The 26,702-nt window shown below is 72.7% G+C and carries 23 protein-coding genes and 1 pseudogene; 7 read left to right on the forward strand and 17 right to left on the reverse strand.

Annotated features, from left to right (window positions below; all coding sequences use genetic code 11):
* Positions 1 to 96: 96 nt before the first annotated feature.
* The 3 genes from EV378_RS16390 to EV378_RS16400 all read left to right on the forward strand — a co-directional run bounded on the left by EV378_RS16390 (position 97) and on the right by EV378_RS16400 (position 2,270).
* Entirely contained in the window at positions 97 to 717 is a 621-nt protein-coding gene (locus EV378_RS16390) for a hypothetical protein (RefSeq protein WP_132426149.1), read from the forward strand.
* A gap of 116 nt (positions 718 to 833) precedes the next feature.
* Positions 834 to 1,262: a hypothetical protein gene (locus EV378_RS16395; protein ID WP_132426152.1), complete on the forward strand. Its 429-nt coding sequence runs from the start codon at positions 834 to 836 to the stop codon at positions 1,260 to 1,262.
* A 57-nt stretch (positions 1,263 to 1,319) separates the two neighbouring features.
* Complete coding sequence (locus EV378_RS16400) at positions 1,320 to 2,270, forward strand: hypothetical protein (protein ID WP_132426155.1); 951 nt, start codon at positions 1,320 to 1,322, stop codon at positions 2,268 to 2,270.
* Between the two features lie 364 nt (positions 2,271 to 2,634).
* Here EV378_RS16400 and EV378_RS16405 read toward each other — a convergent pair whose 3' ends face one another.
* The 13 genes and pseudogenes from EV378_RS16405 to EV378_RS16465 all read right to left on the reverse strand — a co-directional run bounded on the left by EV378_RS16405 (position 2,635) and on the right by EV378_RS16465 (position 16,035).
* Complete coding sequence (locus tag EV378_RS16405; RefSeq protein ID WP_165922310.1) at positions 2,635 to 3,621, reverse strand: DUF4328 domain-containing protein; 987 nt, start codon at positions 3,619 to 3,621, stop codon at positions 2,635 to 2,637.
* 18 nt (positions 3,622 to 3,639) lie between these two features.
* On the reverse strand, positions 3,640 to 3,966 hold the full coding sequence (locus EV378_RS16410) for a rhodanese-like domain-containing protein (protein WP_132426160.1): 327 nt from the start codon (positions 3,964 to 3,966) through the stop codon (positions 3,640 to 3,642).
* 487 nt (positions 3,967 to 4,453) lie between these two features.
* A pseudogene (locus EV378_RS16415) lies at positions 4,454 to 6,046 on the reverse strand (solute symporter family protein); the annotation flags it as partial.
* Positions 6,043 to 6,378, reverse strand: coding sequence for a DUF485 domain-containing protein (locus tag EV378_RS16420; RefSeq protein WP_132426166.1), 336 nt, complete (start codon positions 6,376 to 6,378; stop codon positions 6,043 to 6,045). The pseudogene EV378_RS16415 and the gene EV378_RS16420, both read right to left, overlap by 4 nt.
* Before the next feature lie 155 nt (positions 6,379 to 6,533).
* Entirely contained in the window at positions 6,534 to 8,282 is a 1,749-nt protein-coding gene (locus EV378_RS16425; protein ID WP_207908687.1) for a sodium/solute symporter, read from the reverse strand.
* A gap of 16 nt (positions 8,283 to 8,298) precedes the next feature.
* Complete coding sequence (locus EV378_RS16430) at positions 8,299 to 9,633, reverse strand: hypothetical protein (protein WP_132426169.1); 1,335 nt, start codon at positions 9,631 to 9,633, stop codon at positions 8,299 to 8,301.
* Positions 9,630 to 10,505 carry a LytR/AlgR family response regulator transcription factor gene (locus EV378_RS16435; protein WP_207908688.1) on the reverse strand — a complete coding sequence of 292 codons (876 nt, stop codon included), beginning with the start codon at positions 10,503 to 10,505 and terminating at the stop codon, positions 9,630 to 9,632. Before EV378_RS16435 ends, EV378_RS16430 begins: the two co-directional genes overlap by 4 nt.
* A gap of 192 nt (positions 10,506 to 10,697) precedes the next feature.
* Positions 10,698 to 11,564 carry a S49 family peptidase gene (locus EV378_RS16440; protein ID WP_424511244.1) on the reverse strand — a complete coding sequence of 289 codons (867 nt, stop codon included), beginning with the start codon at positions 11,562 to 11,564 and terminating at the stop codon, positions 10,698 to 10,700.
* A gap of 100 nt (positions 11,565 to 11,664) precedes the next feature.
* On the reverse strand, positions 11,665 to 12,879 hold the full coding sequence (locus EV378_RS16445; protein WP_243653497.1) for a histidine kinase: 1,215 nt from the start codon (positions 12,877 to 12,879) through the stop codon (positions 11,665 to 11,667).
* A 3-nt stretch (positions 12,880 to 12,882) separates the two neighbouring features.
* A complete protein-coding gene (locus EV378_RS16450; RefSeq protein WP_132426178.1) occupies positions 12,883 to 13,758 on the reverse strand; it encodes an Fpg/Nei family DNA glycosylase in 876 nt (291 codons plus the stop codon).
* 1 nt (position 13,759) lies between these two features.
* Positions 13,760 to 14,200 (reverse strand): hypothetical protein, encoded by a 441-nt coding sequence (locus EV378_RS16455; RefSeq protein WP_132426181.1) that lies wholly within the window; start codon positions 14,198 to 14,200, stop codon positions 13,760 to 13,762.
* A gap of 62 nt (positions 14,201 to 14,262) precedes the next feature.
* Positions 14,263 to 14,778, reverse strand: coding sequence for a cupin domain-containing protein (locus EV378_RS16460; RefSeq protein ID WP_132426184.1), 516 nt, complete (start codon positions 14,776 to 14,778; stop codon positions 14,263 to 14,265).
* A 21-nt stretch (positions 14,779 to 14,799) separates the two neighbouring features.
* A complete protein-coding gene (locus EV378_RS16465; protein ID WP_424511226.1) occupies positions 14,800 to 16,035 on the reverse strand; it encodes a cytochrome P450 in 1,236 nt (411 codons plus the stop codon).
* Between the two features lie 138 nt (positions 16,036 to 16,173).
* On the opposite strand from EV378_RS16465, the gene EV378_RS16470 reads away from it, so the two are divergent.
* The gene (locus tag EV378_RS16470; RefSeq protein WP_207908689.1) at positions 16,174 to 16,680 is read left to right on the forward strand and encodes a MarR family winged helix-turn-helix transcriptional regulator; all 507 of its coding nucleotides are present in this window, start codon (positions 16,174 to 16,176) and stop codon (positions 16,678 to 16,680) included.
* On the forward strand, positions 16,677 to 19,406 hold the full coding sequence (locus EV378_RS16475) for an MFS transporter (protein WP_132426193.1): 2,730 nt from the start codon (positions 16,677 to 16,679) through the stop codon (positions 19,404 to 19,406). Before EV378_RS16470 ends, EV378_RS16475 begins: the two co-directional genes overlap by 4 nt.
* A gap of 467 nt (positions 19,407 to 19,873) precedes the next feature.
* On the opposite strand, the gene EV378_RS16480 is transcribed toward EV378_RS16475, so the two are convergent.
* Together EV378_RS16480 and msrA are read right to left on the reverse strand one after the other, a co-directional pair.
* On the reverse strand, positions 19,874 to 20,431 hold the full coding sequence (locus EV378_RS16480) for a methylated-DNA--[protein]-cysteine S-methyltransferase (RefSeq protein WP_132426196.1): 558 nt from the start codon (positions 20,429 to 20,431) through the stop codon (positions 19,874 to 19,876).
* A 204-nt stretch (positions 20,432 to 20,635) separates the two neighbouring features.
* On the reverse strand, positions 20,636 to 21,304 hold the full coding sequence (gene msrA, locus EV378_RS16485) for a peptide-methionine (S)-S-oxide reductase MsrA (protein ID WP_132426199.1): 669 nt from the start codon (positions 21,302 to 21,304) through the stop codon (positions 20,636 to 20,638).
* A 134-nt stretch (positions 21,305 to 21,438) separates the two neighbouring features.
* Here msrA and EV378_RS16490 point away from each other — a divergent pair, with 134 nt between their 5' ends.
* Positions 21,439 to 22,095, forward strand: coding sequence for a M50 family metallopeptidase (locus EV378_RS16490; RefSeq protein WP_132426202.1), 657 nt, complete (start codon positions 21,439 to 21,441; stop codon positions 22,093 to 22,095).
* 3 nt (positions 22,096 to 22,098) lie between these two features.
* Here EV378_RS16490 and EV378_RS16495 read toward each other — a convergent pair whose 3' ends face one another.
* Both EV378_RS16495 and EV378_RS16500 read right to left on the reverse strand, forming a co-directional pair.
* On the reverse strand, positions 22,099 to 23,880 hold the full coding sequence (locus tag EV378_RS16495; RefSeq protein ID WP_132426205.1) for a gamma-glutamyltransferase family protein: 1,782 nt from the start codon (positions 23,878 to 23,880) through the stop codon (positions 22,099 to 22,101).
* A 50-nt stretch (positions 23,881 to 23,930) separates the two neighbouring features.
* Positions 23,931 to 25,628 (reverse strand): TM0106 family RecB-like putative nuclease, encoded by a 1,698-nt coding sequence (locus tag EV378_RS16500; RefSeq protein WP_132428015.1) that lies wholly within the window; start codon positions 25,626 to 25,628, stop codon positions 23,931 to 23,933.
* Between the two features lie 153 nt (positions 25,629 to 25,781).
* Between EV378_RS16500 and EV378_RS36355 the strand changes: the two genes are divergently transcribed.
* Positions 25,782 to 26,702 carry a DUF6474 family protein gene (locus EV378_RS36355; protein WP_132426208.1) on the forward strand — a complete coding sequence of 307 codons (921 nt, stop codon included), beginning with the start codon at positions 25,782 to 25,784 and terminating at the stop codon, positions 26,700 to 26,702.

Below are 26,702 nucleotides of genomic sequence, written 5' to 3' on the forward strand. Positions count from 1 at the left end.
TCCGATCTGGCACGATTGCGCACTGGAGGAGACGTGGACCCGTTTTCCGCGGCGCTCCGGGACATCGCGACGATTCCGGGAGCGCGCTATTCGTGCGTGGCCGACGACGTCACCGGTGACGTCCTGGCCGAACACGGCCACCCCGGCCCGGACCCCGCCGCGGCCGTCCGGTGGGGCTCAGGCCTGCGCGCCGCGCTGCGCCCGGACGGCGAGCTCGACGACGTGATGATCACCACGGACGGCACCTACCACCTGCTCCGCCTGGTCCACACGGCGTCACGCACGGTGCTGGTGCACCTGTCCGTCGACCGGGCGCACGGGAATCTCGCGCTGGCCAGGCGGGCGCTCGGCGACCTGCGACTAGACGGTTCGGTTCCCGTTGTGCCACAACGGATCGATCCGGTTCCGGCCCGGCCGGTCGTGCGGACCCCCGCCGTCGTCCCGGAGCAGCGGGCCCCCGCGCCGTCGCCGCCCGTGCTGCCCGTTCGCACACCGCGCAAGCCCGAACCGCGGCCGGCCCAGGCCGTGCGCCGCCCCGGCGCGACGCTGTCCGCGGTGCCGCCGCCCCGCCGCCCGGTGGCTCCGGCGACCGCGCCCGCCCCGCCCGTCGTGGACGCCGCGCCGGAGCAACCGATCTCCGTTCCGATCGCGCGTGGATGGTCGGACGACCTCTACACGATGAGGCGCCTACTCGACGCTCTACGACGAATGCAGTGACGCACTCGAGAAGACTGTGATACATATCACATCTACGAGCTGAGCCCATTTTCCGGGTCTACCGTCCGTCTTCTCCCCGACCGCTTCCCCACACTTTCCGAGGATCTGATTCGTTCATGAACAACGTCGAGCACTCGCTGGACATGGCCGCCAACATCAAGGGTGCGTTCGCCGTCGCGATCGTGGACTACGACAGCGGCATGACGCTCGGCTCCCGTGGCGGCAGCCCCGAGTTCGACCTGGACGTTGCGGCCCCCGGCAACTCCGACGTCGTGAAGACCAAGCTCGACATCATGCAGAAGCTGGGTCTGCGAGAGACGATCGAGGACATCCTGATCACGCTGGACTCGCAGTACCACCTGATCCGGCTGATCCGCGGCTCCCACGACGAGAACCTGTTCTTCTACCTGGTGCTGAACCGGGCCCAGGCCAACCTCGCGATGGCCCGACGGGACCTGCGCGTCATCGAGCAGCAGTTCTCCATGGGTGTCCCGCAGGCCCGTCAGGCGGAGGGCCAGGGCTACTACCCGGCTCCGCAGCGCTGACCCGGCGACCGGGGGACGGCTGAGCTGACGGTGGGACGGCACCGGCACGCCGTGAACGTGCGCACCGACGGACTGGCCGCCGTGCTCGGTCCGCTGGCCAGCGATCCTCGCGTCCGCGCGGCCGCACTCGTCGACGTGGACAGTGGGATGGTGCTCGACGCCTGCGGGCGGGACACCGATGGCGGGCCGGGCACCGAGGCACGCGGCGCCGCGCACGCAGAGATCGTCCGTACCGCGTCGGCGATGGCGCCGGGTCCGGAGGACTGCGAGGTCATCGTGAACGCCGGCGACGGCGGACGGCACGTCCTGCGAACCGTCACCGACCCGCACGGCGGCCGCCTCGCGCTGGCCGTCGTGCTCGCGGACGGGGCGGGCTGGACGCTGTCCCGGCTGCGACGACGGCTGCGCGCCGTCTCCGCCGCCGCCCTGACCGCGGGCCCGTCGATGGCGTTGCGGCCCACGGCCGACGGCTGGGAACCGAACCGGCTGCTGACGCCCACCCCGCCGCCTCCCGCGTCACCCACCGGCCCGGACCGGCCCGCCGGCCAGGACGCGGCGACGCACTCGGACCGCGAACTGCTGTGGGTCCCGTCCGACCCCGGCACGACGCCCGACAGCGCGACGGCATCGACGGTCCCGGCGATCGTCGGCATCCCGGTGGAGCCCGCCGCCCTCGTGCCACGACGCCGTCCGGGCTCGGCGTGGACCGCCCCGCCCGCCCCGGCGACGCCCGTGGAGGTGGATCGCCACGACGCCGAGGACGAGCCGCAGGCCGCCGACCTCGTGCCCGATCAGCGCCGCCCCGCACCCCCGTCCGCCCTCCCCCCTGGCCTCGCCCGTCCCGCCTCGCCCTCCGTGCCGACCGCGCCACCGGTTCCGGCCGCGGCGTCGGTGACGGCCACACCGTCTGTTCCGGCTGCACCGTCGGCTCCGGCCGTGTCACCCACGTGGCCGGCGTCACCGGTTCCGGCCGAGGAGACCGTTCCGGGCGGCTCCACCTCCGCCTGACCGGTTGGACGAGAGCTCCTCCCGCACAACATGACCGGCTCTCGCGCAACCGGAACCGCCGCGCAGCGCTCGCCGCAGCGAACCCGAAGATCGGCGCAACCGGTCAGATCGCGCCACTGGTGGCGCGCCCCTGCCAGTCCTGCCGATCATGGACGGAGACGGCCCGGCGCTCCGGCTCGATGATCAGCGCAAATGGTCAGGACACGCCACCCGTGGCGCGCTGCTTCCACTCCCGCCGATCATGAACGGTGACGCGGCCATGTCCGTCCCGAAGGTCAGCGCAACCGGTCGGATCACGCCACTGGTGGCGCGCTCCCTCCAGTCCTGCCGATCATGGGCGACGGGAGCAGCACTCTCGCCGTGTTCACCCCGTCGGGGCGGCGGGACGGGACGTCACCAGCAACTCGCGGTGGCCGCCGGAGCTCGGCTCCAGGAGACGGGTGAGGCGCGCCACGACGCGTCGGGTGAGCAGGGCCGTCACGACGGCCAGGACGTCCAGCCACGCGTGGAGCACCACGCCGTCGGCGAGCGCCTGCGTCCCGGTGCGCAACGACCAGAGCGCCGTGACAAAGGCGAGCACGACCCCGGCGCCCCAGAGGGCCCACCAGACCAGCAGCTCCGTCGACGGGCGCGGGCGCCAGTCCGCGGGCAGCCCGAGCGCGGCGTGCTCGATCTCGGCCAGCACGGCGCCCGGTACGGCCAGGTTCAGGCCGGGGACGAGCCAGCCGGCCACCAGCATCCGCGACGACCGCGCCGGCGTCGTCCCGGACCGCTCGGCGGCCGCGCGTACGGCGTGGCGCGTCCAGCTGATCATCAGAACCCCGCAGGCCAGGACGCCGACGACCGACGTCCACCCGCCGACCAGGACGATCGAGTCCGACCACGCGACGGCCGTCGGGGACAACGCCTCGGTCCGGCTGAACAGCAGCAGCACGTACCGCCACACCTCACCGGCCGCGCCCACGGCCGTCACGACCGCGGTGACCAGCAACAGCGGCAACAGCTGGGAGGCGCTCGCACGCGCCTGCGCGAGCGCCGTCACCGGCGCGTCGTCCGCGGAGCCGGAACGCCACGGGCCGGGAGGCAGTCCCCAGCGCGGCACGTCGCGGTAGCGGGGAGGCCCCTCGTAGCGGGCACGTTCGAGCAGGCCGGAGCGCGGGCGCGCCGCCTCCGGGAGGCTCGACGGGTCGGGCGGCAGCGCCACCCACTCCAGCGCCGCGAGGTAGCGGCCGCAGTACGAGCAGAACGGTCCGCGGCCCGGTGGCGCTGCCCGGCCGCACCGCGGACACGACGGCGGCGGGACGACCGGGCGTCCGGACGGCGGCGTCACGACGTCCTGATCCGGGGACACCGCCGGGTCCATCGGATCTCAGATGATCCGCGGGGCGCTGCCGTCGTCGGTGACGACGGAGCGACCGGAGGCGGCCCAGTCCTGCATGCCGCCGTCGACGTTCACGGCGGGGTAACCCTGCTGGGCGAGGTAGGCGACGACGCGGGCGGACCGGCCACCGGAGCGGCACACCACGTAGAGCGGCTCGTCGGACGGGACCTCGGACATCCGGCCGGGCAGCTCGGACATCGGGACGTGGCGGGCCGACGGCGCGTGCCCGGCGCTCCACTCGTCGAGCTCCCGGACGTCGAGCAACGGCGCGTCGGCCGGCAGGTCGGACACCGCGACGGACTGCACCTGGGTCATGCCGCCATCCTGCCACGCACCCGCGTCATGCCCCGGTTAACGCCCGGTGAGACCAGCGCCGCATCGCTCGGAGGCCCGGTCGCCCGCAGGCGGTGCGAAGACGCCCGGTACGAGCTGCGGGCGGCGCCGTGCCTGCGAACGCCCGGATCCGCCGATTCCGGCTCCGACGTCGCGCGACACGACACTAGTTGCGCCGATAGTCCGGGTGCAGCGAGAAGTGCGGGACGGTGATCTCGTTCGGCCCGGGCGGAGGGACCTGCCCACCGCCATCCGCGTGTCGGCGCGGCGCGTCGACCGGTGGCTGGGGCGCCGTCAGTCCCTCCGCCGGGTCGGCGGCCGCTCCGGGTCGCGGCGGCCGGGCACCGTGCCTGCCGGTCCCCTCGGCGGCCCGTGCTGCGTCGTAGCGGTGCGCGTCCGGGCCGTACGTCGGGATCGCGCCGACCGAGGTGGCCGACACCTCCCGGGACGGCTCCTCCGTCTCCTGGGTGGAGCGGACGGCCCCGGCCCCGGTGAGCGATCGGACCTCCATCTCGGCGTAGCGGGCGGCGTTGAAGCGCTCCCGCGAACCGAGGAACGTGCCGATCACGCCGAGCAGGAACGACGCCGGGATCGAGACCAGGCCCGGGTTGGACAGCGGGAACCAGGCGAAGTCCGCGCTGCGGATCATCGACGTCGGCGTGCCGGACACCGCGGGCGAGAACACGATCAGCACGACGCACAGCAGCACACCGCCGTAGATGCTGAACAGCGCGCCCGTCGTGTTGAAGCGCTTCCAGAACAGCGAGAACAGGATCGTCGGCAGGTTGGCCGACGCGGCCACCGCGAACGCCAGCGCCACCAGGAACGCGACGTTCTGGCCGTTCGCCACGATGCCGCCGGCGATCGCGACCATCCCGATGCCGACCGCCGTCGAGCGGGCGACCCGCACCTCCTTCTCCGGGGTGGCGTTCCCGCGTCGCAGCACGTTCGCGTACACGTCGTGCGCGAACGACGCGGAGGCAGTGATCGTCAGCCCGGCGACGACGGCCAGGATCGTCGCGAACGCGACGGCCGAGATCAGCCCGAGCATCAGCTCGCCGCCGAGCGCGTACGCGAGCAGCGGGGCGGCGTCGTTCTGGTTCGCCGCGGTGATCGTCCCGGGCGGCAGCAGTGCCGTCGCGCCGTACCCGAGCACGAGCGTGAACAGATAGAAGATCCCGATCAGCCAGATCGCCCAGACGACCGAGCGACGCGCCTCCTTCGCGGACGGAACGGTGTAGAAGCGCATCAGGATGTGCGGCAGCGCCGCCGTGCCGAGTACCAGCGCGAGCCCGAGCGAGATGAAGTCGATCTTGTTCTTGTACTGCAGGCCGGGGTTCAGCAGCGCCTCGCCCTGCGGCGAGTTCAGCGTCGCCCGGGTCATGATCTCGGACAGGTTGAACCCGTAGCGGCCGAGCACCCACGCGGTCAGCATCGCGGCACCGACGAGCAGCAGACCGGCCTTGACGATCTGCACCCATGTGGTGCCCTTCATCCCGCCGACCAGCACGTAGAAGATCATGATCAGGCCGACGACGGCGACCACGATCCCCTGGGCGAACCGGTCGGTCTTCGGGATCTGCAGCAGCAGCGAGATCAGGCCGCCCGCGCCCGCCATCTGGGCGATCAGATAGAACAGCGACACGACCAGCGTCGACGTCGCGGCCGCCGCGCGCACCGGACGCTGGCGCATGCGGAAGGCCAGCACGTCGCCCATCGTGAAGCGCCCGGTGTTCCGGAGCAGCTCGGCGACCAGGAGCAGGGCCACCAGCCAGCCGACCAGGAAGCCGATGGAGTACAGGAACCCGTCGTAGCCGTACAGCGCGATCGCACCGGCGATGCCGAGGAACGACGCCGCGGACAGGAAGTCGCCCGCGATCGCGGTGCCGTTCTGCGGGCCGGTGAACGCGTGCCCGCCGGTGTAGTAGTCGGCCCGCGTCGAGTTCGACCGGCTGACCCGGAACACGATCACGAGCGTGACGGCGATGAACAGCCCGAAGATGCCGACGTTCGCCGCGACGCTGCCGACCGGACCACCGGCCTCCTGCGCGACGGCGCTCATCCGTGCGCCCTCTCGACCCGCGCCCGCAGGCGCTCGGCGTCCGGGTCGATCGACCGGGCCGCGAACCGCACGTACAGCGTGGTGATCAGGAACGTGCTGACGAACTGGCCCAGCCCGATCAGCAGGCCCACCGTGATCGTGCCGACCACCCGGGTCGACATGAACACCGGCGCGTAGCTCGCCAGCAGCACGTACGCCAGATACCAGGTCAGGAAGATGACCGTCATCGGGAAGACGTACCGGCGGATCCGTCCGCGGAACTCCCGGAACTCGTCGGAGGCCTGCACCTGCTGGTAGATGGTGCCGGCCGGGCCTTCCCGGACGCTGCTCATGGCCCGATCACCGCAACCCTTCGTCGTCGGCCCCCGCTCACGACCGAGGGTCCCCCACGTCAACGAGCACCCCGATACGGGGGTATTGGGCAGACGATTTCCTGAACAATGTCCGACCGTACGGCGTAGTCGCCGGTCACCACGGGTGACGAGCCTCAGACGCGGTCGTCCAGACGGTCACGGCTGAGCCCCAGACGCTCCGGCGCGTGGAGCCGCAGGAGTAACTGTCCGGCGTCGTCCTTGCGCCGCTTCCGCGTCGCCAGGCTGACCACGACCATCACCAGGAACGCCAGGGGGACACTGACGATCGCCGGGCGGTAGAGCAGGACGTCCACCGCGGAGTCACCGCTGATCGGGAGCGCGAGGCTCGTCAGCACCGCCAGCGCCGACGTCACGCCGCCGGCCAGCACCCCGCTGATCGCGCCCGCGTCGGTCAGGCCACGCCACCAGATACCGAGCACGAGGAGCGGGCAGAACGTGGACGCAGCGACCGCGAACACCAGTGCCACGGCCTCGGCGAAGTTCAGCCCGGTCGGGATCAGCGCGATCGTCACCGGGATCACCCCCGCGAGCACCGTGGCCAGCGGGAACCCCTGGAGACCGCCGACCCGCACCCGCCGCGGCATCATGTCGGTCACCACGACGCTGGCCAGGCTGACCAGCAGGCCGGACGATGTGGACAGGAACGCCGCCCACGCCCCGGCCGCGACGATGCCGCCGACGACCGCCCCGACCACCCCGGAACCGAGCACGGACGTCGGCAGCAGCAGCACCGCGGCGTCGTTGCGGCCGCTGACCAGCAGTTCCGGCGTGTAGAAGCGGGACAGCACACCGAGCAGCGTCACCAGCAGATAGAAGCCGCCGAGCATGGCCAGCACGACGACGGCGCTGCGGCGGGCGGCCCTGCCGTCGGAGTTCGTGTAGAAGCGGCCGAGCACGTGCGGCAGACCCATCGTGCCCAGGAACGTGGCGAGGATCAGCGAGTACGTGGACAGCAGCTGGTGCGGCTCGGAACCGCCGAACGGCTGCAGCCAGCCCGCGTCGTCGGTCGGGGCGCCCTTCGTGACCGGGACCGGCGCGCCCTGGCGGAAGTCGAGCTCGGTTCCCGTCGCGACGCTGTGCTGGCTTCCCGCGACCCACCGCTGCGGGCCGTCGACGGGTTGCCCGTCGACCGTGCCCCTGGCCTCGACGTCGACGGCGAGACGGACCTCGAGCACGACCGGCGTCTGCACCGTGACGGTCGTCTGGTCCCGGAACTGCGGGGGCTCGTCCCGCTCGAACGTGTGCTGGGTGCCGAACAGCGCGACCAGCCCGATGATCACCGGGATCGCCACGGCGGTCAGCTTGAGCCAGTACTGGAACGCCTGGACGAACGTCACCGACCGCATGCCGCCGAGCGCCACCGTCGCCACCACGATCACACCGGCCGCGGCCGAGCCGATCCACATCGGCAGGCCGGTCACGATGTGCACCGTCAGGCCGGCGCCCTGGAGCTGCGGGAGCAGGTAGAGCCAGCCGATGACCAGCACGAACCCGGTGCAGACCTTGCGCAGCACCGGTGAGTTCAGACGGGCGTCGGCGAAGTCCGGGACGGTGTAGGCACCGGAGCGGCGCAGCGGCGCGGCGACGAACAGCAGCAGCGCGAGGTACCCGGCCGTGTACCCGACCGGGTACCAGAGCGCGTCGACGCCGTCGACGAGGATCAGTCCGGCGATGCCGAGGAACGACGCGGCGGACAGGTACTCCCCGGAGATCGCCCCGGCGTTCAGCCGCGACGGCACCGAGCGGGACGCGACGAGGAAGTCCGAGGTCATGCGCGTGCGGTGACCGATGGAGCCGATCACCGCGGACGCGATGGCGACCAGGGCGATGGCCGTCAGCGACGCGATGGCCGTCGTACTCACGGGCGACCCGGTGCCGTCACCGGTCCTGCACCTCCTGCATGAAGTCCTGCTCGGCGTGCTCCGCGGAACCGACGAACCACCAACCGAGCAGGAGCAGGAACGGGTAGGTGAGGAAGCCGAGCAGCAACCACGGCAGCCGGATCCCGAACAGCGAGACCTCGCCGATCGACGGGAACGCCGCGAACAGGGCGGGCATCACGAACAGCCCCAACAGCGCGACGCCGCCGACCTGCAGCGAGATGCGCAGCTGCGTGCTCACCAGCTGGGACCGCAGCATCGAACCGACCGGACCGGGATCCTGCACGTCGACGACACCGCGGACGGACTGGGCGACGGTCCGCCGCTCGGACAGCACGATGCGCTTCCGCTTTCCCTGCGGCGCCGAGTCGAGGTCCGGGCACTCCGGACGGGCGTCCTCGTCGACGTCCGGCTCCTGCTCGACGTCGGTCGTGGCGCCCGCGAAGCGACGGGGCCGGACGCCGGTGTGCGGGTTCGGGGACGGCGCCTCCATCGGAGGCGGCGCCGGCACCGGCGGCTCGTCCAGGCCGGGGGCGCGCCAGATCACCTCGGTGTCCCCGGTCAGGCCGGTCGGCGCGAGGTCGTCCAGGTCGTCGTCGAGATCGTCGTCCTCGTCGTCGTACGGGTAGTCCTCGACGACGCGTTCGGGTGCGACGACGCCCGCGGCGCGGGTCCCGTTCGAGCCGGCCGCCCACAGCGCGGGGACGATGCGGGTCTCCGGCTCGATGTCGTCGACGCCGTCGGCGCCGGTCGTGCCGCCGGGCCGGTCGAGCGTCCATCCCGCACCCGGCACACGGCGCGGAAGGCCCGCCGGCGGCCACTGCTTGGGCGGGGTGGGCGGCGGTGCGGTCCTGGCGGGGTCCGCGACGGGCCCGCGGGGCTCCGGCGAGGACGCCGCGGGGCCCGGCATCCGGAACGGACCCTCCGGGAACGACGACGCGTCCGGTTCCTCCCGCATGCCGTCCGGCGCGTAGGGATCGGGCACGCGGGTCGAGCGACGGCGCGGCGTGCCCCCCGTCGCGGTCACCGCACGCGGGGGTGGCGTCCCGTCCGGCGGTGGGTCCCCGTCGTCCCCCGGTGCGGTCCGGGCGCGGTCGCTGCGGCTGTGCCGTCCGGTCTCGTTGCCCCCCTTGGCGGCGATCCGCCGCTGGATCTCCTGCTGCACCCACCCGGCGTCACCCGCGCCGGCGTTCCTGTTGCCGTCGGAGTGGGCCCGAGGGCGGGGTGGCGAGGCGTCCGGGCCGAACACGGGAGCGCCGACGGCGCCATCGCCGTCGGCGTCGTCCGCCCCACCCACCGACGGCGACGCGGCGCCGTCGGTGTGCGTACTCATCTCTGGCTCCACGCCTGCTTCGTCGCCCGGACCAGACGGTCCTTCAGCTCACGGGTGTGCCGGCGGCTGACCGGCAGCTCGGCGGTCTCCGGCCCGGACCCGATCCGGACGACGTACCCGGACCCGGCCAGCCGCAGCTCGGTGACCAGCGGCAACGCGACCAGGAACGAGCGGTGGATGCGCACGAACCCGGCGTCGCGCCACCGCTCCTCGAGCACCGACAGCGGGATCCGGACGAGGTGGCTGCCGTCGGTGGTGTGCAGGCGGGCGTAGTCGCCCTGCGCCTCGACATAGCGAACGGCGGAGCGCGGAACCAGCTTCGTGGTGCCGGCCAGCTCGACCGGGATCACCTCGTCGTCGTTCGCATCGTCGCGGATCGGCTCGACCGGGGCGGCCGACGACCGCGAGGACACGATCCGGTCCAGAGCGGCCGACAGACGCTCCGTACGCAGCGGCTTGAGCAGGTAGTCCTTCGCGCCGATCTCGTAGGCGTCGACGGCGCGGTCGTCGTGCGCGGTCACGAACACGACGTCCGGGCGGATGGTCATCCCGGACAGCACGCGGGCGAGCTCGAGACCGTCGAGCCCCGGCATCCGGATGTCCAGGAAGACCACGTCGATGTCGGTGTGCTCGGCGACGTCGGTGCCGGTCGACGGCAGCTCGCCCCCACCGGCCTGCAGGCGCGAGCCCGCACCCCCGGCACCACGTTGGCGGCTGTTCAGGATGCGCAACGCCTCGGTCGACTCGGATGCGGTCAGGACGGTGCGGACGCGCGGGTCCTCACCCAACAGGAAGGCGATCTCCTCGAGAGCGGGCTGCTCGTCGTCCACCGCGAGCACGACCAAGCCCCGAGTGGTGTCGTTGCTGTCCACGATCTCCCTCATCCTGCGTCCGGCTCGGGCGACGGGAGCGACCTCGATGATCGCTCCGGCGCCGGAACCATGGTGACGTGCATTCGCCCGGAGTGCCAGGGCATGAACCTGATCAGTGACCGGTCCGGCACGGAGCGCCAACGGTTCGTGTCGATGCGCAGCTCAGCGGGCTCCGTGCTCCACACGGCCGTCTCACAACCCGAACCGGGCCCACGCGGACCGGATCTCCACTGCGGACAGTGCGTCCTGCGCCCATCCGGCGGACGCGCCCGCGGCGGGCGACCCGACGCCGAGGCGGGCCAGGAGCGGCCTGCGGCTCTCGACGGGCCGGGCCTCGGCGTCCGGGAACCGCTCGGCCAGCACGGCGCGAGCCGTCCCCAGCCCGTCCACCAGTCCCAGCTCGAGCGCGCGCCGCCCGAGCCACACCTCGCCGTCGAACAGCTCGGTGTCGCCGGGCTTCAGACGGTCCCCGCGACGCTCGCGGACCCAGTCCGCGAACTGGGTGTGCAGCTGGTCCTGCAGCCCGCGCAGCCAGGTCACGTCCTCGGTCTTCTCCGGCTGGAACGGGTCGAGGCGGGACTTCGACCCGCCGGCGGTGTAGAGCCTCCGCTCGATACCGAACCGTTCGATCAGGCCGTCCAGTCCGAAGCCCTGGCTGATCACGCCGATCGACCCGACGATCGACGTCGGATGCGCGTAGATCTCGTCCGCGGCGCAGGCCAGCCAGTACCCGCCGGATGCGGCCACGTCCTCGCAGAACGCGAGTACCGGCACGTCGCGCTCCGCGGCGAGCGCCCGGATCCGGTCGCCGATCAGCGCGGACTGCGTCGGCGACCCGCCCGGGGAGTTGACCAGCAGCGCGACGGCGGACAGCCCGGCGGGTGCGAACGCCCGTTCCAGCACCTTCTCCAGGTTCGCCGCGTTCAGGACCGACCGCGGGACGGGTGCCGGATGCGGGCTGATCACCCCGTGCAGGCGGACGAGCGACACGACGGGACCGGACGCGGACTCCCCCAGCCGTCCGGGCAGACGGGAGCTCAGTGCGCCCGGGACGCGCAGGACATCCATGGCATGCCACCGTACGCGCGCGCGGTCCGTGACGGCGCCCGACCGGATCGGCAGAGCCCACGCCGTCGCAGGTCACCCGGTCGGTGGAGCGTCAGGCGCGGATGCCCGCACGGAACTTCGGCACCCGCAGCGTGATCTTCATACCTTCGCCGATCGCGGTGTCGACGACCAGGCCGAAGTTGTCACCGAACGCGGAGCGCATCCGGTCGTCGACGTTGCCGAGCCCGACGTGCGCGCCGGACAGGTGCGCGTCGTCCAGGTCCTCGTTCAGCCGGTCCGGGTCCATGCCGACGCCGTCGTCCTCGACGACGATCACGCACTCGGTACCCGCGTTCTCCGCCCGGATGGTGATCGTGCCGCCGTTCGGCTTGCCGGACAGGCCGTGCCGCACGGCGTTCTCGACGAGCGGCTGCAGCGCGAGGAACGGCAGGACGACGTTGAGCACCTCGCTGTCGATCTGCAGGCGGATGTTCAGCCGGTTGCCGAACCGCGCCTTCTCCAGGCGGATGTAGCGGTTGATGTTGTCCAGCTCGTCGGTCAGCGTCGTGTACTCGCCGGCCGAGCGGAACGAGTAGCGGGTGAAGTCGGCGAACTCGATCAGCAGCTCGCGGGCCCGGTTCGGGTCGGTGCGGATGAACGACGCGATCGTGGTCAGCGCGTTGTAGACGAAGTGCGGCGAGATCTGGGCCCGCAGCGCGCGGACCTCGGCCCGGTTCAGCCGCTCGCGGGAGTCGTCCAGCTCGGCCAGCTCCAGCTGGCCGGAGACGTAGCGCGCGACCTCGGCCGTCGTCCGCAGTACCGGAGGACCCGCCGTCGACGGCGTGAGCGCGGCCAGCGTGCCGATGATGTTGCCGTCGCTCTCCAGCGGGACGACGACGATGCCGCGCACGTCGCATCCGGGCTGGTTGCAGCGGATCGCGGTGTGGCTCATCAGCTGCTGGCGGCCGGTGGACACGACCGTGTCCGCGACGGCCTCCACGTCCGGCTTGTGCTGGTCGGCGCCGCCGTCCCAGCCCAGAACCGTGCACCGCGCGTCGGTCATCGCGAGCGCAGTCGTGTCCACCAGCTGGCGCAGGTACGGCAGCGCCTGCGACGCGGAGTGCGGGGACAGCCCCTCGCGCAGCACCGGCGCCGCGAGCGCGACGGTGTGCAACGTGGAGAACGTCGCCTTCTCCAGCGGCGACGACGCGTTGTTGCGCTTCGTGCGCCGCGACCACAACAGGAACGCGACGATCGCGGCGAGCGCCACGACGGCGATGACCGTCACGGCGGTCGCCGGCGACACCAGGACCTGCGCGAGCAGCACCGGCTACCTCACCAGCCGGGACAGGCGCCGGTCGGCGAGCGGTCTACCGCCGGTCTGGCAGGTCGGGCAGTACTGGAACGAGCGGTCCGCGAACGACACCTCGCGGACCACGTCGCCGCAGACCGGGCAGGGCAGGCCGGTGCGGGCGTGCACCCGCATGCCGGAGCGCTTCTCGCCCTTCAGCGACGCGGCGCCCTGCCCGACCGAGCGCTCCACGGCGTCGGTGAGCACGGCGTGCATCGTCTCGGCCAGCACGTCGAGCTCGGCCTCCTTGAGTTTGGACGCCGTCGCGTACGGGGACAGCTTCGCGGTGTGCAGGATCTCGTCGGAGTAGGCGTTGCCGATCCCGGCGATCGTCTGCTGGTCGGTGAGCACGGTCTTGAGCCGTCGTGTGTCGCCGGCGAAGATCTCGCCGAGCCGCGCCCGTCCGATCTCCAGCGCGTCCGGACCGAGCCGCGCGATACCCGGTACCTCGGCCGGGTCCCGCACCAGGTACACGGCCAGGCGCTTCTGTGTGCCCTGCTCGGTGAGGTCGAAGCCGGGCCCGCCGACGGAGTCCAGATGCACCCGCAGCTGCAACGGGCCGCGGCCCGGCTTCGGTGGTGTGGTGGACGCCGTGTCGTGCCAGCGCAGCCAGCCCGCCCGGGACAGGTGGGTGATCAGGTGCAGCGGCTCGTCCGGGCGGTCGGCGAACTCCACCGACAGGAACTTGGCGTACCGCGAGGCACCGGTGACGACCCGCCCGACGAGCGACTGTGGCGTCGGGTCGAACGTCTTGAGCGCGCTCATGCTCGCCACGTCGACGCGCGCGACCGGACGGTAGATCGCGTGTTCGCGCAGGTGGTGGGCCAGTGCCTCGACCTCGGGCAGTTCGGGCATGTCAGTTGACCGGCTGCAGGGGGCTGTCGGCGTGTCCGGGCGTGGCGCGGGTGCGGAGGCTGCGCAGCACCACGCGGGTCTCCTCCCGTGCCGCCGCCTGGCCGCGGACCATGCCGGTCCAGTGCTCGGCGGGCAGGTCGTACCCGCCCTGGGTCTCGGCGACGATCGTCCAGGGGCGGCGGAAGAACCAGCGGACCGGGAAGAACCCGACGATCACGATGATCGCCAGCCAGTAGAACCACGGCATGTAGACGTGCTCCGGGAGCCACACGAACACGACCACCCAGAACAGCACGAGCGACGACAGGATCAACACCATCGCGCCACGGCCGCCGTCGACGTCGTGCTCGAACTCGTCGCCCATCGCCGGTGTCGACCACTCGATGTTCCGGCGGACCTGCCACTCCCTGTTGTCCGCCGCGATGACCGTCTTCGTCGCCACGTCTCCGCCCTCTGCCCGTGCCCGGGCGCCATGGTCCCACAACGCGCACCCGTTCCGAGTGATCAGCAGGCCGGGTCGGCGGGACGACGCTCCTCGGCACCGGGGGCGAGCAGCTCGCTGCGGGTCAGCACGACGGGGTCGGGCCCGTCGTTGCGCATCTCGTACGGCGTGGCGTCGGCGACGTAGAAGCTGCGCTCCGGCGCGACCGGCGCGGGCGTGCACGCGTCGCGCTGCACGACGGTGACCGTGCCGGAGCGGACGACGGAGATCACCGCGCCCGGGTGGGTGATCCAGCCGCTGCTCTGGCCGGGGGCGAGCGTCTCGGTACGCACCAGGAACTCGGCGGGCCCCGGCGTCCGGATCTCGACGGGCGCGTCCAGCGTCCCGCGGGCGTCCGACCCGGCGGCGGCCACCGGCACGGGTGGAGCGGGCTCCGGTGCGGCAGCGGCCGGAGGTCGTGGTGGCGGCGGCGCGTCGTCCTCGTGGCCGAGCTCGCCGGGCCGCGCGCAGCCGGCGGCGAACGCCGTGACGACCAGGGCCAGCACCGCGGTCCGCACGACCGGTCGGGTCACCTCCATGGGGCGGAGGCTACGGCGGGCTCACCACCGCAGCGGGAGGCGGGTGACGCCGTTGATGAAGTTCGAGGTGAGCCGCCGTGGGGCACCGTCGAGACCCACCTCCGGCAGGCGCGTGAGGAACTCGGTGAGGAACAGCCGCATCTGCAGGCGGGCGAAATGCGCGCCGAGACACAGGTGCGGGCCCTGGCCGAACGCCATGTGGTCGTTCGGGGTCCGCGAGATGTCGAAGCGGTCCGGGTCGGGGAAGCGGCGCTCGTCGCGGTGTGCGGACACGTGGTAGACGACGACCTTGTCCCCTTCGGCGATCTTCTGCCCGTTCAGCTCGAGGTCGCGGGCGGCGGTGCGCCGGAACGTGAGCACCGGCGGGTGCCAGCGCAGCATCTCCTCGATCGCGCCGGGTAGGAGTGCCTCCGGATCGGCGCGCAGCGCGGCGTAGGCCTCGGGATGTTCGACGAGCGCGAGCACGCCGCCGGGCAGCGCGCTGCGGACCGTGTCGTTCCCGGCGATGACGAGCAGGAAGAAGAACATCTCCAGCTCGGGGTCGGTCAGCCCGCGGCCGTCCACCTCCGCCTCGACGAGCGCGGTCATCACGTCGTCGGCCGGCTCGGCGCGCTTGCGGGCGGCGAGGTCCTGGGCGTAGGCGAACATGTCCTCCAACGCCGCCGGTGATCGCGGGTTGACCGGCTTGCCGTCGTCGTCGGTCAGCGTCTCGGCGTGCTCCGGGTCCTGGTAGCCGATCACCCGGTTCGTCCAGCGCAGCAGCCAGGGCCGGTCCGCCTGCGGCACGCCGAGCAGGTCGGACAGGTTCTGCAGCGGGAAGTCGTCGGTCACCTGTGACGGCAGGTCGCACGCCCGCTCGCCGGCGACGGCGTCGAGCAGCGCGACGGCCCGCTCGCGGACCTGGTGGGCCGACCGGTCGAGTCGCCGACGGGTGAACGCGCCGGTCACGAGCGTGCGCAGCCGGACCTGCTCCGGCGGGTCCATGTTGAGGACCATCCGGCGGATGAACGGCAGGTCCGACGGGTCGGGGTCGCGGATCTGCGTCGCCCCCAGCGACGACGAGTAGTCGGCCGGGCTGCGCAGGACGTGCCGGACGTCGTCGTAGCGGGTGACGGCCCAGTAGCCGGGGCCCGCGGGCCAGCCGTCCACCTCGTGCTCGTCCTGCCAGGACACGGGCTCGGTGTCGCGCAGCCGGCGCAGCGCGTCGTAGGGGATCGCGCGGCCGAAGATCCGCGGGTCGAAGACGTTCTCGGTCACGGTCGCCACCCCGACATCCTGCGGTGTCGCACGTCACGGGCAAAGCGTTTGCGTCGCGCAACGAACCGGCGCATGCTTGCGCCCGGCAACTACTTGCGTGATACACGCATTTCGATGCAAGACGAAAGGAGGCGAGCAGTGAGCATCGACGCCGGACCTTCGGTGGAAGCGACCGGGACCGAACCCGGTGGCGCCGACCTCGAGCTGGCCGACGACGTCGTCCGGGAGCTGTTCCTGCTCGTCCGACAGGTCAAGCGCTCCGCGGAACGCCACCGGCCGGAGATGGTGGTCGACATGGCCGGCTACCACGTACTGGTCTACCTCAACGTCGAGGGACCGCAACGGGCGGGCGAGCTCGCCGCCGCGTTCCACTCCGACCCGTCCACGGTCAGCCGGCAGGTCGCCGGGCTGGTCAAGGCCGGGCTGGTCGAGCGCCGGGCGGACCCGGGCGACGGCCGAGCGAGCATCCTCGCCGCGACCGACGAGGGCGTGAGGGTCATCGAGACCGAACGCCGCCGCCGCGCCCGTGTCATCGCCGCCGTTCTCGGCGGCTGGTCCGCCGAGGACCGCGCCGCGCTGACCGGCCTGCTCGCCCGCTTCCGTGACGACTATCAGTCCTTCGAGGACCAGGGAGAACGTTCATGACCACCGCTGCTGCCCCGACAGCAGCTCCCCAGGAGACCGAGAAGGCTCCCGGAGAACTGACGCACCGGCAGATCCTGACCATCCTGGGCGGGCTCCTGCTCGGGATGTTCCTCGCCGCACTCGACCAGACGGTCGTGTCGACGGCGATCCGCACCATCGCCGACGACCTGCAGGGCCTGTCCCTGCAGGCGTGGGCCACCACCGCGTTCCTGATCACCAGCACGATCACGACGCCGCTCTACGGCAAGCTCTCCGACATCTTCGGCCGCAAGCCGCTGTTCATGACCGCGATCTCGATCTTCCTGATCGGCTCGGTGCTCTGCACGCTGGCCTGGTCGATGTACTCGCTGGCCGCGTTCCGCGCGGTGCAGGGTCTCGGTGCGGGCGGCCTGATGTCGCTCGCGCTGACGATCCTCGGCGACATCGTCCCGCCGCGTCAGCGCGCCCGGTACCAGGGCTACTTCCTGGCCGTGTTCGGCACGTCGAGCGTGATCGGCCCGGTCATCGGCGGCCTGCTGTCCGGTGTGGACTCGATCTGGGGGATCTCCGGCTGGCGCTGGATCTTCCTGGTGAACGTGCCGATCGGCCTCGTCGCACTGGTCGTGGTCATGCGCGTGCTGAACATCCCGCACGTCAAGCGCCCGGCGCGGATCGACTGGCCCGGTGCCGTCGCGCTCAGCCTCGGCCTGGTGCCGCTGCTGATCGTCGCCGAGCAGGGCCGCGAGTGGGGCTGGGGCTCCACGTCGGCGATCGTCTGCTATGTGATCGGCGCCGTCGGCATCGTGCTGTTCTACCTGGCCGAGCGGGCCTACGGCGACGACGCGCTGCTGCCGCTGCGCCTGTTCCGGACCGGCATCTTCTCGCTAGGCGCGATCATCAACCTGCTGATCGGCATGGCGATGTTCGGCGGGATCGCGCTGCTGCCGCAGTTCCTGCAGATCGTGCACGGCGCGACGCCGATCGAGTCCGGCTTCCTGATGCTCCCGCTGGTCGGCGGCATCATGGTCTCGTCGATCGTGTCCGGCCAGATCACCTCGCGCACCGGTCGCTACAAGATCTTCCCGGTGATCGGCACCGCGTTCATCGCGATCGCGCTGTTCCTGATGTGGCTGTTCGTCACGGCGGACATCCCGCTCTGGCAGCTCGACCTGATGATGGCGCTGATGGGCCTCGGCCTCGGCCAGTGCATGCAGACGCTGGTGCTGGCCGTGCAGAACGCGGTCCCGGCGCGGGACATGGGTGTCGCGACGTCGTCGACGACGTTCTTCCGCCAGATGGGCGGCACGCTCGGCACCGCGATCTTCCTGTCGATCGTGTTCTCGACGGTCGGGGACAAGATCGCCGACCAGATCCGGTCGGCCGTCGGCACCGGCTTCGGCGGGGCGCTGACCGATCCGGCGGTGGCCGCGAACCCGGCCAACCAGCAGGTGCTCCAGGGTCTGCAGAACGGCGGAGGCAACCTCGGCTCGTCGGTCCTGACCGACTCGTCGTTCCTGCAGCGGATCGACGCCCGGCTGGCCGCGCCGTTCCTGAACGGCTTCACCGAGTCGATGACGCTGGCGTTCCTGGTGGCCGCGTGCGTGATCGCCGTCGGCTTCGTCCTGGTGCTGTTCGTCAAGGAACTGCCACTGCGCACGATGTCCGGCGCCCAGGCGGCGCTGGCCGAGGAGGCGGCACGCAAGCGTGCCGAGGCCGGCCTGCCGGCCGAGGGGACCGAGGAGACGGAGGGTGTCGCGATGGCCGACAGGTCCGAGTCGACCCAGTCGAACCAGTCGATCGAGCAGCCGGCAGGGGCGCCGCAGCCGGTCGCCGCGGTGACCGCGGGTGGCGGGTCCGGTGTGACGGCGACCGGTGACGGTCCGGGCGTCCACGGCGTGGTGCACCGCACCGACGGGACCGGCCTGGCGGGTGCCGTCGTCACGGTGACCCACCTGACCGGCAGCCAGCAGGGTCGGGCGACCACCGACGCCCAGGGCCGCTACGAGGTCGCGCTGCCGTCCGGGGGCCAGTACCTGGTGGTCGCGATGAGCGGCTCGCTGCCGCCGAACGCGGCGACGATCACCGTCGACGGACGGCCGGTGCGTCACGACGCGCTGCTGTCCGGCAGCAGCGGGGTGCGCGGCGTCGTCCTGGACGGCGACGGGACCGGGGTCGGCGACGCGTCCGTCTCGCTGATCGATGCCAACGGCGACGTGCTGATCTCCGGCCGGTCCGACCGCTCCGGGCGGTTCGGCCTGACCGGTGTGCCGGAGGGTCGCTACACGCTCACCGGCACCGCGGCGACCCACGAGCCGGCCGCCGTCGGCGTCGAGGTCCCGGCCGCGGGCACGGTCGAGTGCGACCTGCGACTCCCGCAGCGTGCCCGGCTGACCGGCCGGGTCGTGGCGGCACCGGAGGGGCACCCGGTGCCCCGCGCACTCGCGACGCTGATCGACGCCGAGGGCACGGTCGTCGGCTCGACGGTGTCCGATGTGGACGGGACGTTCTCGTTCGAGGGCCTGCCCGCCGGTTCCTACACGCTGGCGACCAGCGGCTACGCGCCGGTGGCGACGGTCGTGTCACTGGAGGCCGGCCGGGTGACCCACACCGACGTCGAGTTCGGACACCCGCTGGGTGACACCACGCTCCAGCCGGAGGCTCCGGCGCCGACCGACACGTCGGCCCCGTCGTCGGAGAACACGAACGGCCACCACGGCCAGCACCGCGTGGAGACCGAGGTCCGCTGACCCGCTGACCTGCTCTCCCCGCCCGTCCCGCCTTTCCGAACGAGGGGCACCTTCGAGCAAATGTGATTGCTCGAAGGTGCCCCTCGTTCGCGTCGGAGGTGGGTGCTCTCGTCGAGATGCGGCTCAGCGGGGTCCCGAGATCGACTCCGCCCGTTGGGCTGCAGCTCGGCGCGGTCGTCGATCACGCCCGCCGTGCGAACGCCGGCGCAGCCCGACCGGCCCGCTCGGTCGCCATACCCGCGACGGTCACACCCGAGCCGGGTCACGCACCAGATCGCTGCCGCACGGCTGGTGAGAACCGGAACGTGCCGGTCGATTCGAGCAGGGGATCGAGTGGCACGTTGCGGCGGTTCCGACCGCTCCGACCGGCACCGGCGCAGGTCACCCGCGCCCTGCTCGTCGCTCGATCAGCCTCTGGGGCGGGTCGTCGGCATCGCTGGGGCTGCCCGCGGTCCGGGCCGCGGTCGTCAGGCCGTCGTGAAGTCCAGCGTCGGCGGGAGGACGCCCTCGAGTGCGAGCAGCCACTCCTTCACCGGGCGCCCGCCGCCGAACCCGCCGAGCCCGTCGGACGCGAGGACGCGGTGGCACGGCACGACGACCGGGATCGGGTTCGACCCCATCACCGAGCCCACGCCGCGTGCGGCCGTGTAGCCGTGCCCGGGGTAGGCACCGGACAGCTCGGCCAGCTCCGCGTAGCCGACGGTCTTCCCGTAGCCGACGTGCGCGTACAGCGCCTGCAACACGGTCCGGGCGGTGCCACCGGTCAGGCGCCAGTCGATCGGGACGTCGAACGTGCGGCCCTCGCCGGCGAGGTAGTCGCGGACCACGGACGCGGCCCGGGCGGTCAGACCGTCCGCATCCGGCTCGTGCCGCACCTCCAGCCCGAGACGGCGCGCTGCGGCCTGCGGCACGTCCGGGTCCTCACCCCACGCGACGCTGACCAGTCCGGCCCCGGTCACACCGAGCGTCAGCCCGTGCACCGGCGACGGCGCGGGCACGACGGTCCACGCGAGGTCACCGCCCACACCTCAACCCTACGGGCAGACCCCGCGGTCGACCGGTGCGAACGGAGCTCCCGAACGGCCCGCTCGGGCGAGCGCAGCTCTCGGCCGGACCGTCGGGCCAGCGGAGCTCCGGCCCGGCTCCGACGAGCGCGGCTGGTCGGGCGAACGGAGCTCTCGGCCGGCCCGGTCGAGCGAGCGGAGCGCTCGTCCGAGCCGATGCGCCGGTCAGGCGCGGTCGGCGTCCACTCCGGTGCCGACCGGGCAGGCCACGCCGGTGCCACCGATGCCGCAGTACCCGTTCGGGACCTTGGCGAGGTACTGCTGGTGGTAGTCCTCGGCGTAGTAGAACTGCGTCAGTGGGGCGACCTCGGTGGTGATCCCACCGCGCCCGGCCTCGCGAAGGGCGTCGCCATAGGCCGTCGCGCTCGCCTCGGCCAGTTCCGCCTGCCGCTCGTCCACGGTGTAGACGGCCGACCGGTACTGGGTGCCGACGTCGGCGCCCTGGCGCATGCCCTGGGTCGGGTCGTGACCCTCCCAGAACACCGTGAGCAGTTGCTCGTACCGGACCTTGGAGGGGTCGAACACGACGAGGACGACCTCGGTGTGCCCGGTCCGTCCGGTGCACGTCTCCTCGTAGGTCGGGTTCTCCGTGTAGCCGCCCGCGTAGCCGACGGCCGTCGAGTAGACGCCGGGGGTCTCCCAGAACAGGCGCTCGGCGCCCCAGAAGCAGCCCATGCCGAACACCGCCGTGGCCATGCCATCGGGAAACGGGGGGATCAGCCGGTTGCCGTTGACGAAGTGCGTCTCCGGAACGGGGATCGGGGTCGAGCGGCCGGCCAGCGCGTCCCCTGCGTCCACCATGCGGGACCTGTCACGACCGAAGCCGAACACCATGACGTCGAGGTTACGCGTTCGAACGCACGGTCTCGACGCGAAGCCGTGCGCCCTCGGCGAACGCTGGGCCGTCCGGGTGACAGTTCGCACCAAGGGGTGGCAATCGTCCACCGTGGTGGCTATCAGTGTTCGCCATGCCGGAGATCGCACCGATCGTGGGCCAGCCCGTGGCGTACGGGATGGCGCTGGCGATGGCGGTGCTGTTCGTGTTCGCCGTCTACATCGGCCGGTATCCGCTGACCTTGGCGCACGAGGGTGCTCACATGCTCGCACTCGTCGCGACGTTGCAACCGATCAAGGACTGGGAGATCCAAGACAACGCCGATGGCGCGACCAGCTGGAAGACCGAACCGGGTTGGTTGGCGTTCGTGTTGGCGGCGTTCGTCGGCTATGCCGGACCGCCGTTGCTCGGCCTCGGCGGTGCCGCGCTGATCGCGGACGGAAACGCATGGGGTGTGCTGATCCTGACGCTCGTCCTGTGCATCCTGGCGCTCGTCCCGGCCCGCAAGTGGGGCCTGGCGTTCCTGGTACCGCTGCTGATCGTGCTCGGGGTCGGCTGGACGCTGATCGACGGAACGCCCGACGTCCGGGCGGCGGTCGCCGTCGGAATGGTGTGGTATCTGCTGCTCGGCGGCCTCGTCATGACCTTCCTCCACTTCGGCAAGTCCGTCGACTCGGGCCTGCTGGCGAAGAAGACCCTCATACCGAGATTCGTCTGGAGTGTGATCTGGGTCGTGATCGGCCTCGTCTGCCTGATCAAAGGCGGGGCGCTGCTGCTCGCTCGTTCCTGACCGTCAGAGCGCGATCGCCGCACCCACACCGCTTCGCGGATCCACAGCCGCACGGAGCGCCGGCCCACCCCGCCCGACGGCGCACATCCGGCCGAGCGCCCACTCCCCCGCGTCGTCGACGAGGTGCCCGCGGCGGGTCAGCCCGGCCAGCGTCGACGCACCCAACCGGGACTCGACGACCAGTCCTCTCGGCTCCCACCCCCGCGGAGCGAACGACGCGGGGAACGCCGTGGAGTGCCACATCGGCGAGTCGATCGCGGCCTGGAGATCCAGTCCGGCGCGCGTGTGCGCGAGCACGAAGCACAGCTGCCACTGATCCTGCTGGTCACCGCCGGGCGTGCCGAACGCGATCCGCGGCTCGCCGTCGTACAGCCCCAGTGACGGGCTGAGCGTCGTGCGCGGACGGCGGCCGGGCACGAGCGAGCTCGGCAGCCCGTCCTCCAGCCAGAACATCTGCGCGCGCGTGCCGAGACAGAACCCGAGCGACGGGATCGTCGGCGACGACTGCAGCCACCCGCCGGACGGCGTCACCGAGATCATGTTCCCGGCCGCGTCGACGACGTCGACGTGCACGGTGTCGCCACGGGCCACGCCCTCGCGGCTCACCGTCGGCTCGCCGGTGCCCGGCCCGTCCGTCCCGGTGCCACGCCCCGCGCCGGGCGTCGCCGCGTACTCGCCGATCCGCGGTGCGCGCCCGCCGGGCGAGCCGGGACGCAGGCCGTCGTCGGCGGTGTCACCGATCAGCGCACGCCGCGAGGCCGTGTAGGCGTCGGACAGCAGGTCGTCGATCGGGACCGGCGCGCTGTCGCCGTACCAGGCCTCCCGGTCGGCGAACGCCAGCTTCGCCGCCTCCGCCGCCGCGTGCACCGTGTCGGCGGTGGCCACACCGTCCACATACGACAGATCGAGGCCGTCGAGCAGGCGGAGCTGCTGGGCGAGCACCGGCCCCTGCGACCACGGACCGCACTTGGCCACCGACCACCCGGCGCCGGCCGGGGCGATCACCGCGTCCTCGTACGACGCGCTCCAGTCCGCCATGTCCTGCGCGGAGAGCAGGCCGGTGTGGTCCAGACCGGTCTCGTCGCGAACCGGTGTCGCGCAGAACTTCTCGATCTCCTCGGCGACGAAACCCCGGTACCAGGCGTCCCGCGCCGCGTCGATCCGCGCCTCCCGGCTCGGCCCGCGTGCCGCGCCCAGCAGCCGCTGCCAGGTCGCGGCCAGCGCGGGCAGCCGGACGAGCTCGCCCGCCGCGGGCACCCGGCCGTCCGGCAGCCACTGCGCCGCCGACGACGGCCAGTGCTCGCGGAAGTGGTCGGCGACGACTCCGATCGCCATCGGCACCCGCGGGACCAACGGCACCCCCGCCGCCGCGTAGCCCAGAGCCGGGGCGAGCACGTCGTCGAGCTCCCACGTGCCCTGGTCCCGCAGCAGCGTCAGCCAACCGTCCCACGCACCGGGCACGGTCGCCGCGAGCAGGCCGGTCCCGGGGACGATCGTGCAGCCCTCGTCCCGCATCCGGGCGACGGTCGCCGCCGCCGGAGCGACACCCTGGGCACACAGCACCCTGGGCGTCGGATCGGCCGCCGTGACGAACACGGCGGGCAGCTCACCACCGGGCCCGCACAGGTGCGGCTCCGCGACCTGGAGGACGAAGCCGCACGCCACGGCCGCGTCGAACGCGTTGCCGCCGCGGGCGAGTACGGCCGCCGCCGTCGCCGTGCCGAGATGATGGGTGCTGCTGACCGCGCCGGAGGGGCCCAGCCGTTCGTATCCGCGTGGCGCCACACCGGCATCCTGCCCCGTCCGTCCGTTCGGCACCGGGCGTCGGGTCGCCCTCAGATCTCGGAGGCCAGCGGAACCCCCCGCATCGCGTCCGACGACATCCACACCCGTAGCGCCTGCGTCGCCGCCACGTCGTCGGCGTTGTAGGCCAGCAGCCGCTCGCGCTGCAGCGGGTCGGGTTCGACGCCGTCCATCCCGACCGCGTCCCGGTACCAGCGCATCGAGTTCTCGCCGCCCGCCTCCGGGTCCCGCCACGAGAACCCCGCCGCCGGAGCGATCTTCTTCAGTCCCTTGCCGTGCGTGCACAGGAACCAGGCCGAGACGACACCGAACAGGTCCACCCAGTCCGGGCCGGACACGAACGCCTGCACCTCCTCGGTGCTCGGCACGCCGGGGACCCCCGCGAACCGCTCCGCCGACCCGAACATCCAGCGGTTCTCGGCCTGCTCGTTGTAGCAGTACGCGGCGAACGTGCGGCCGCTCGCCGCCGCGTCCCGGCGCACCGCGGTCAGCCACGTCCAGAACTCACCGAACGAGCGACCCTCATCGGGCGTCGGCACCGGGTGCCACGTGGCGAACGCCCGGTATCCCGGTTCCTCGTCGCCGTCGCGGGCCCCGCCCGGGTAGGTCAGCAGCGCCCCCCACAGGTAGGCACCGGCCTCCCCGAAGCTCTCCATGTCCACGTCGACCTCGACGTCCGCCCTGCGGACCGGCACGGACTCCACCCGGCGCAGCACCGTCCGCCCCGCCCGGCGGGCCCTGGCCAGCGCGACCAGGTCGGCGAACGGCGGACCGGGCAGCGGGACCGGCAGCTCGGCGGGCGGACCGGCCGGGTCCAGGCGGGCCAGCTCGGCCACCGTGGCGACGCCGACGCCGCGGAGCAGCCGCCCGGTCTCCCCGTGCGCGACGAGGCTGACGTCGTCCACCGCCTCCAGCTCCCGCTCGCAGGTCGGCCACCAGGGGCAGCGGCGGCACTCCGTGACCCGCGAGGGCCGGGCGAGCGCCTCCCGCCCGGCCGCGGCCGCCTCGGCGACGGCTCTGCGGTCGGCGAACCGCGCGTCGTACTCCGCGAGCGTGTGCCGCCCACCCGGCCAGTGACCGGCCAGCAGGTCCTGCCAGACCACGACGTCCGCGTCCATCCCGATCACGCCGCCGAGCCGGCCTGCCGCGTCCGGCGGCGCCCACCCGGCGGTCTCCAGCATGCGGGTCAGGCCGGCGAGCGCGATCAGGTCGCGCGGCTGGGAGCGGACCTTGCGGTCCGGGTCGAGCCGGGCGCGCTGCGGCCACGGGTCGGTGAGCGCGGTGGTCAGCGCACCCTCACCCGGATCGGTGATCCTGCGGCGGACCACGAGCAGCGGGACGTACCCGCCGCCGGGCCGGCGGACGAGCAGATCGGCCGACCCGCGCCTGCCCGCATCACGGTCGACCGGCAGCACCGCGCCCCAGATCAGCGGGGCGCCCGCCTCGACCAGCTCGGCCGTGCGCGCGGCCCGCTCGGCAGCCGATCCGTCGCGGCCGACCTCGTGCCATCCGGCTCCGGACGCCCCCGCCAGCACGGCTCCGACCTGCGCACGGTGCTGCTCGGCGTCCGACCGGCGCTGCTCGGCCGCCGGGTCCGGCAGCGCGCGCTCGGCGTCCACCGCGGACGGATCGTGGTCCAGGTGAACCCGCCTGCGACACCGGGTCAGTGCGGACGCGTCCAGCAGGACGGAACGGGCGGTGCCACCCGTGCCCGCCCGGTCCCCGGTCATCGTGCTCACGGGTCGAGGGTAAGGACACCCCCCGACAGTCACGCCCCGGCGGTGTTGCTCCTGCGCCCGCACGGGTGACGGCCCTAAGCTGCGGCCGACGTCGTCGGAGTCGATCCGTGGTGCTGACGCACACGGGGTCGGGAGGAGCTACTCATGGGACTGCTGCGCAGGAAGCCGACCGCGGCCGAGAGGGCGGCGACGGCGACCCGGGAGGCGGCGGTCACCGCGTCCGAACACGTGCAGGACGCGCTCGGCACCGCCTCCGAGCGGGCGAGCGAGTTCGCGGGCGAGGCCCGCGTGCAGGCCGACCGGGCCGCCGAGAAGCTCGCCGACCGGGCCGAGAAGGCCCGCGAGCGCGCCGACGCGGCCGGCCGTCGTGCGGAGAAGGCTCAGCGCAAGGCGGGCAGGAAGGCCGCAACCGCGGCGAAGAAGGCACGCAAGGTCGCGAGCAGTGCCGTGGAGAGCGCGTCGTCGACGCTCTCGACGGCCGACCGCAAGGCCGACCGCAAGATCGCGCGCTACTCCGCGAAGGCGGACGCCGGTGCCCGCAAGGCCGAGGCGAAGGCCCAGCAGGCCGCCACGAAGGCCCAGGCCAAGACGGACAAGCTGGCGATCGAGCAGGCGGAGAAGGAGCGGCAGGCGCACGAGTGGAACGCCGCGCGCGCCAAGCGCTACCTCGCGCTCAGCCGCGTCGTCGCGCCGGTCCTCGCCCCGTACGCGATGGCCGCCGCCGGCACGCTGCGCCACCGCTGGGACGACCACCGCTCACGCCGCCTCGGCGTCTCCCCGGACGAGCTCGGCGGCTACAGCGGCCGCGGCGGACACCTGCACGCCCGGATCTCGCGGATCGCGAGGACGTTCGGGGAGCTGAAGGACGACGGGTCGACCGAGCGCAGCCCGCAGGCGAAGGCGTTCGTGGAGTCGAACGAGCCGCGGCTGCACGACTTCGCCGCGGCCGTCCGCGCCGCCGAACAGATGCCGGCGAACCGCCGCAAGGCGGCCTACCGCGCGGTGTCGAAGGACCTGGACCGGATCGAGGTCGAGCTCCTGTCGCACCTCGGCATCAGCGCCTGA

It is taken from the genome of Pseudonocardia endophytica, assembly GCF_004339565.1.
GTDB lineage: Bacteria > Actinomycetota > Actinomycetes > Mycobacteriales > Pseudonocardiaceae > Pseudonocardia > Pseudonocardia endophytica.

Bases quoted from the DNA above. Each gene is read 5' to 3' on its own strand.
- msrA (WP_132426199.1), bottom strand. From the start codon at position 21,304: ATGGTGTTCGGCTTCGGTCGTGACAGGTCCCGCATGGTGGACGCAGGG.
- EV378_RS16430 (WP_132426169.1), bottom strand. From the start codon at position 9,633: ATGAGTACGCACACCGACGGCGCCGCGTCGCCGTCGGTGGGTGGGGCG.
- EV378_RS16460 (WP_132426184.1), bottom strand. From the start codon at position 14,778: ATGGAGGTGACCCGACCGGTCGTGCGGACCGCGGTGCTGGCCCTGGTC.
- EV378_RS36355 (WP_132426208.1), top strand. From the start codon at position 25,782: ATGGGACTGCTGCGCAGGAAGCCGACCGCGGCCGAGAGGGCGGCGACG.
- EV378_RS16475 (WP_132426193.1), top strand. From the start codon at position 16,677: ATGACCACCGCTGCTGCCCCGACAGCAGCTCCCCAGGAGACCGAGAAG.
- EV378_RS16490 (WP_132426202.1), top strand. From the start codon at position 21,439: ATGCCGGAGATCGCACCGATCGTGGGCCAGCCCGTGGCGTACGGGATG.
- EV378_RS16500 (WP_132428015.1), bottom strand. From the start codon at position 25,628: ATGACCGGGGACCGGGCGGGCACGGGTGGCACCGCCCGTTCCGTCCTG.
- EV378_RS16420 (WP_132426166.1), bottom strand. From the start codon at position 6,378: ATGAGCAGCGTCCGGGAAGGCCCGGCCGGCACCATCTACCAGCAGGTG.
- EV378_RS16450 (WP_132426178.1), bottom strand. From the start codon at position 13,758: ATGCCCGAACTGCCCGAGGTCGAGGCACTGGCCCACCACCTGCGCGAA.
- EV378_RS16395 (WP_132426152.1), top strand. From the start codon at position 834: ATGAACAACGTCGAGCACTCGCTGGACATGGCCGCCAACATCAAGGGT.
- EV378_RS16410 (WP_132426160.1), bottom strand. From the start codon at position 3,966: ATGACCCAGGTGCAGTCCGTCGCGGTGTCCGACCTGCCGGCCGACGCG.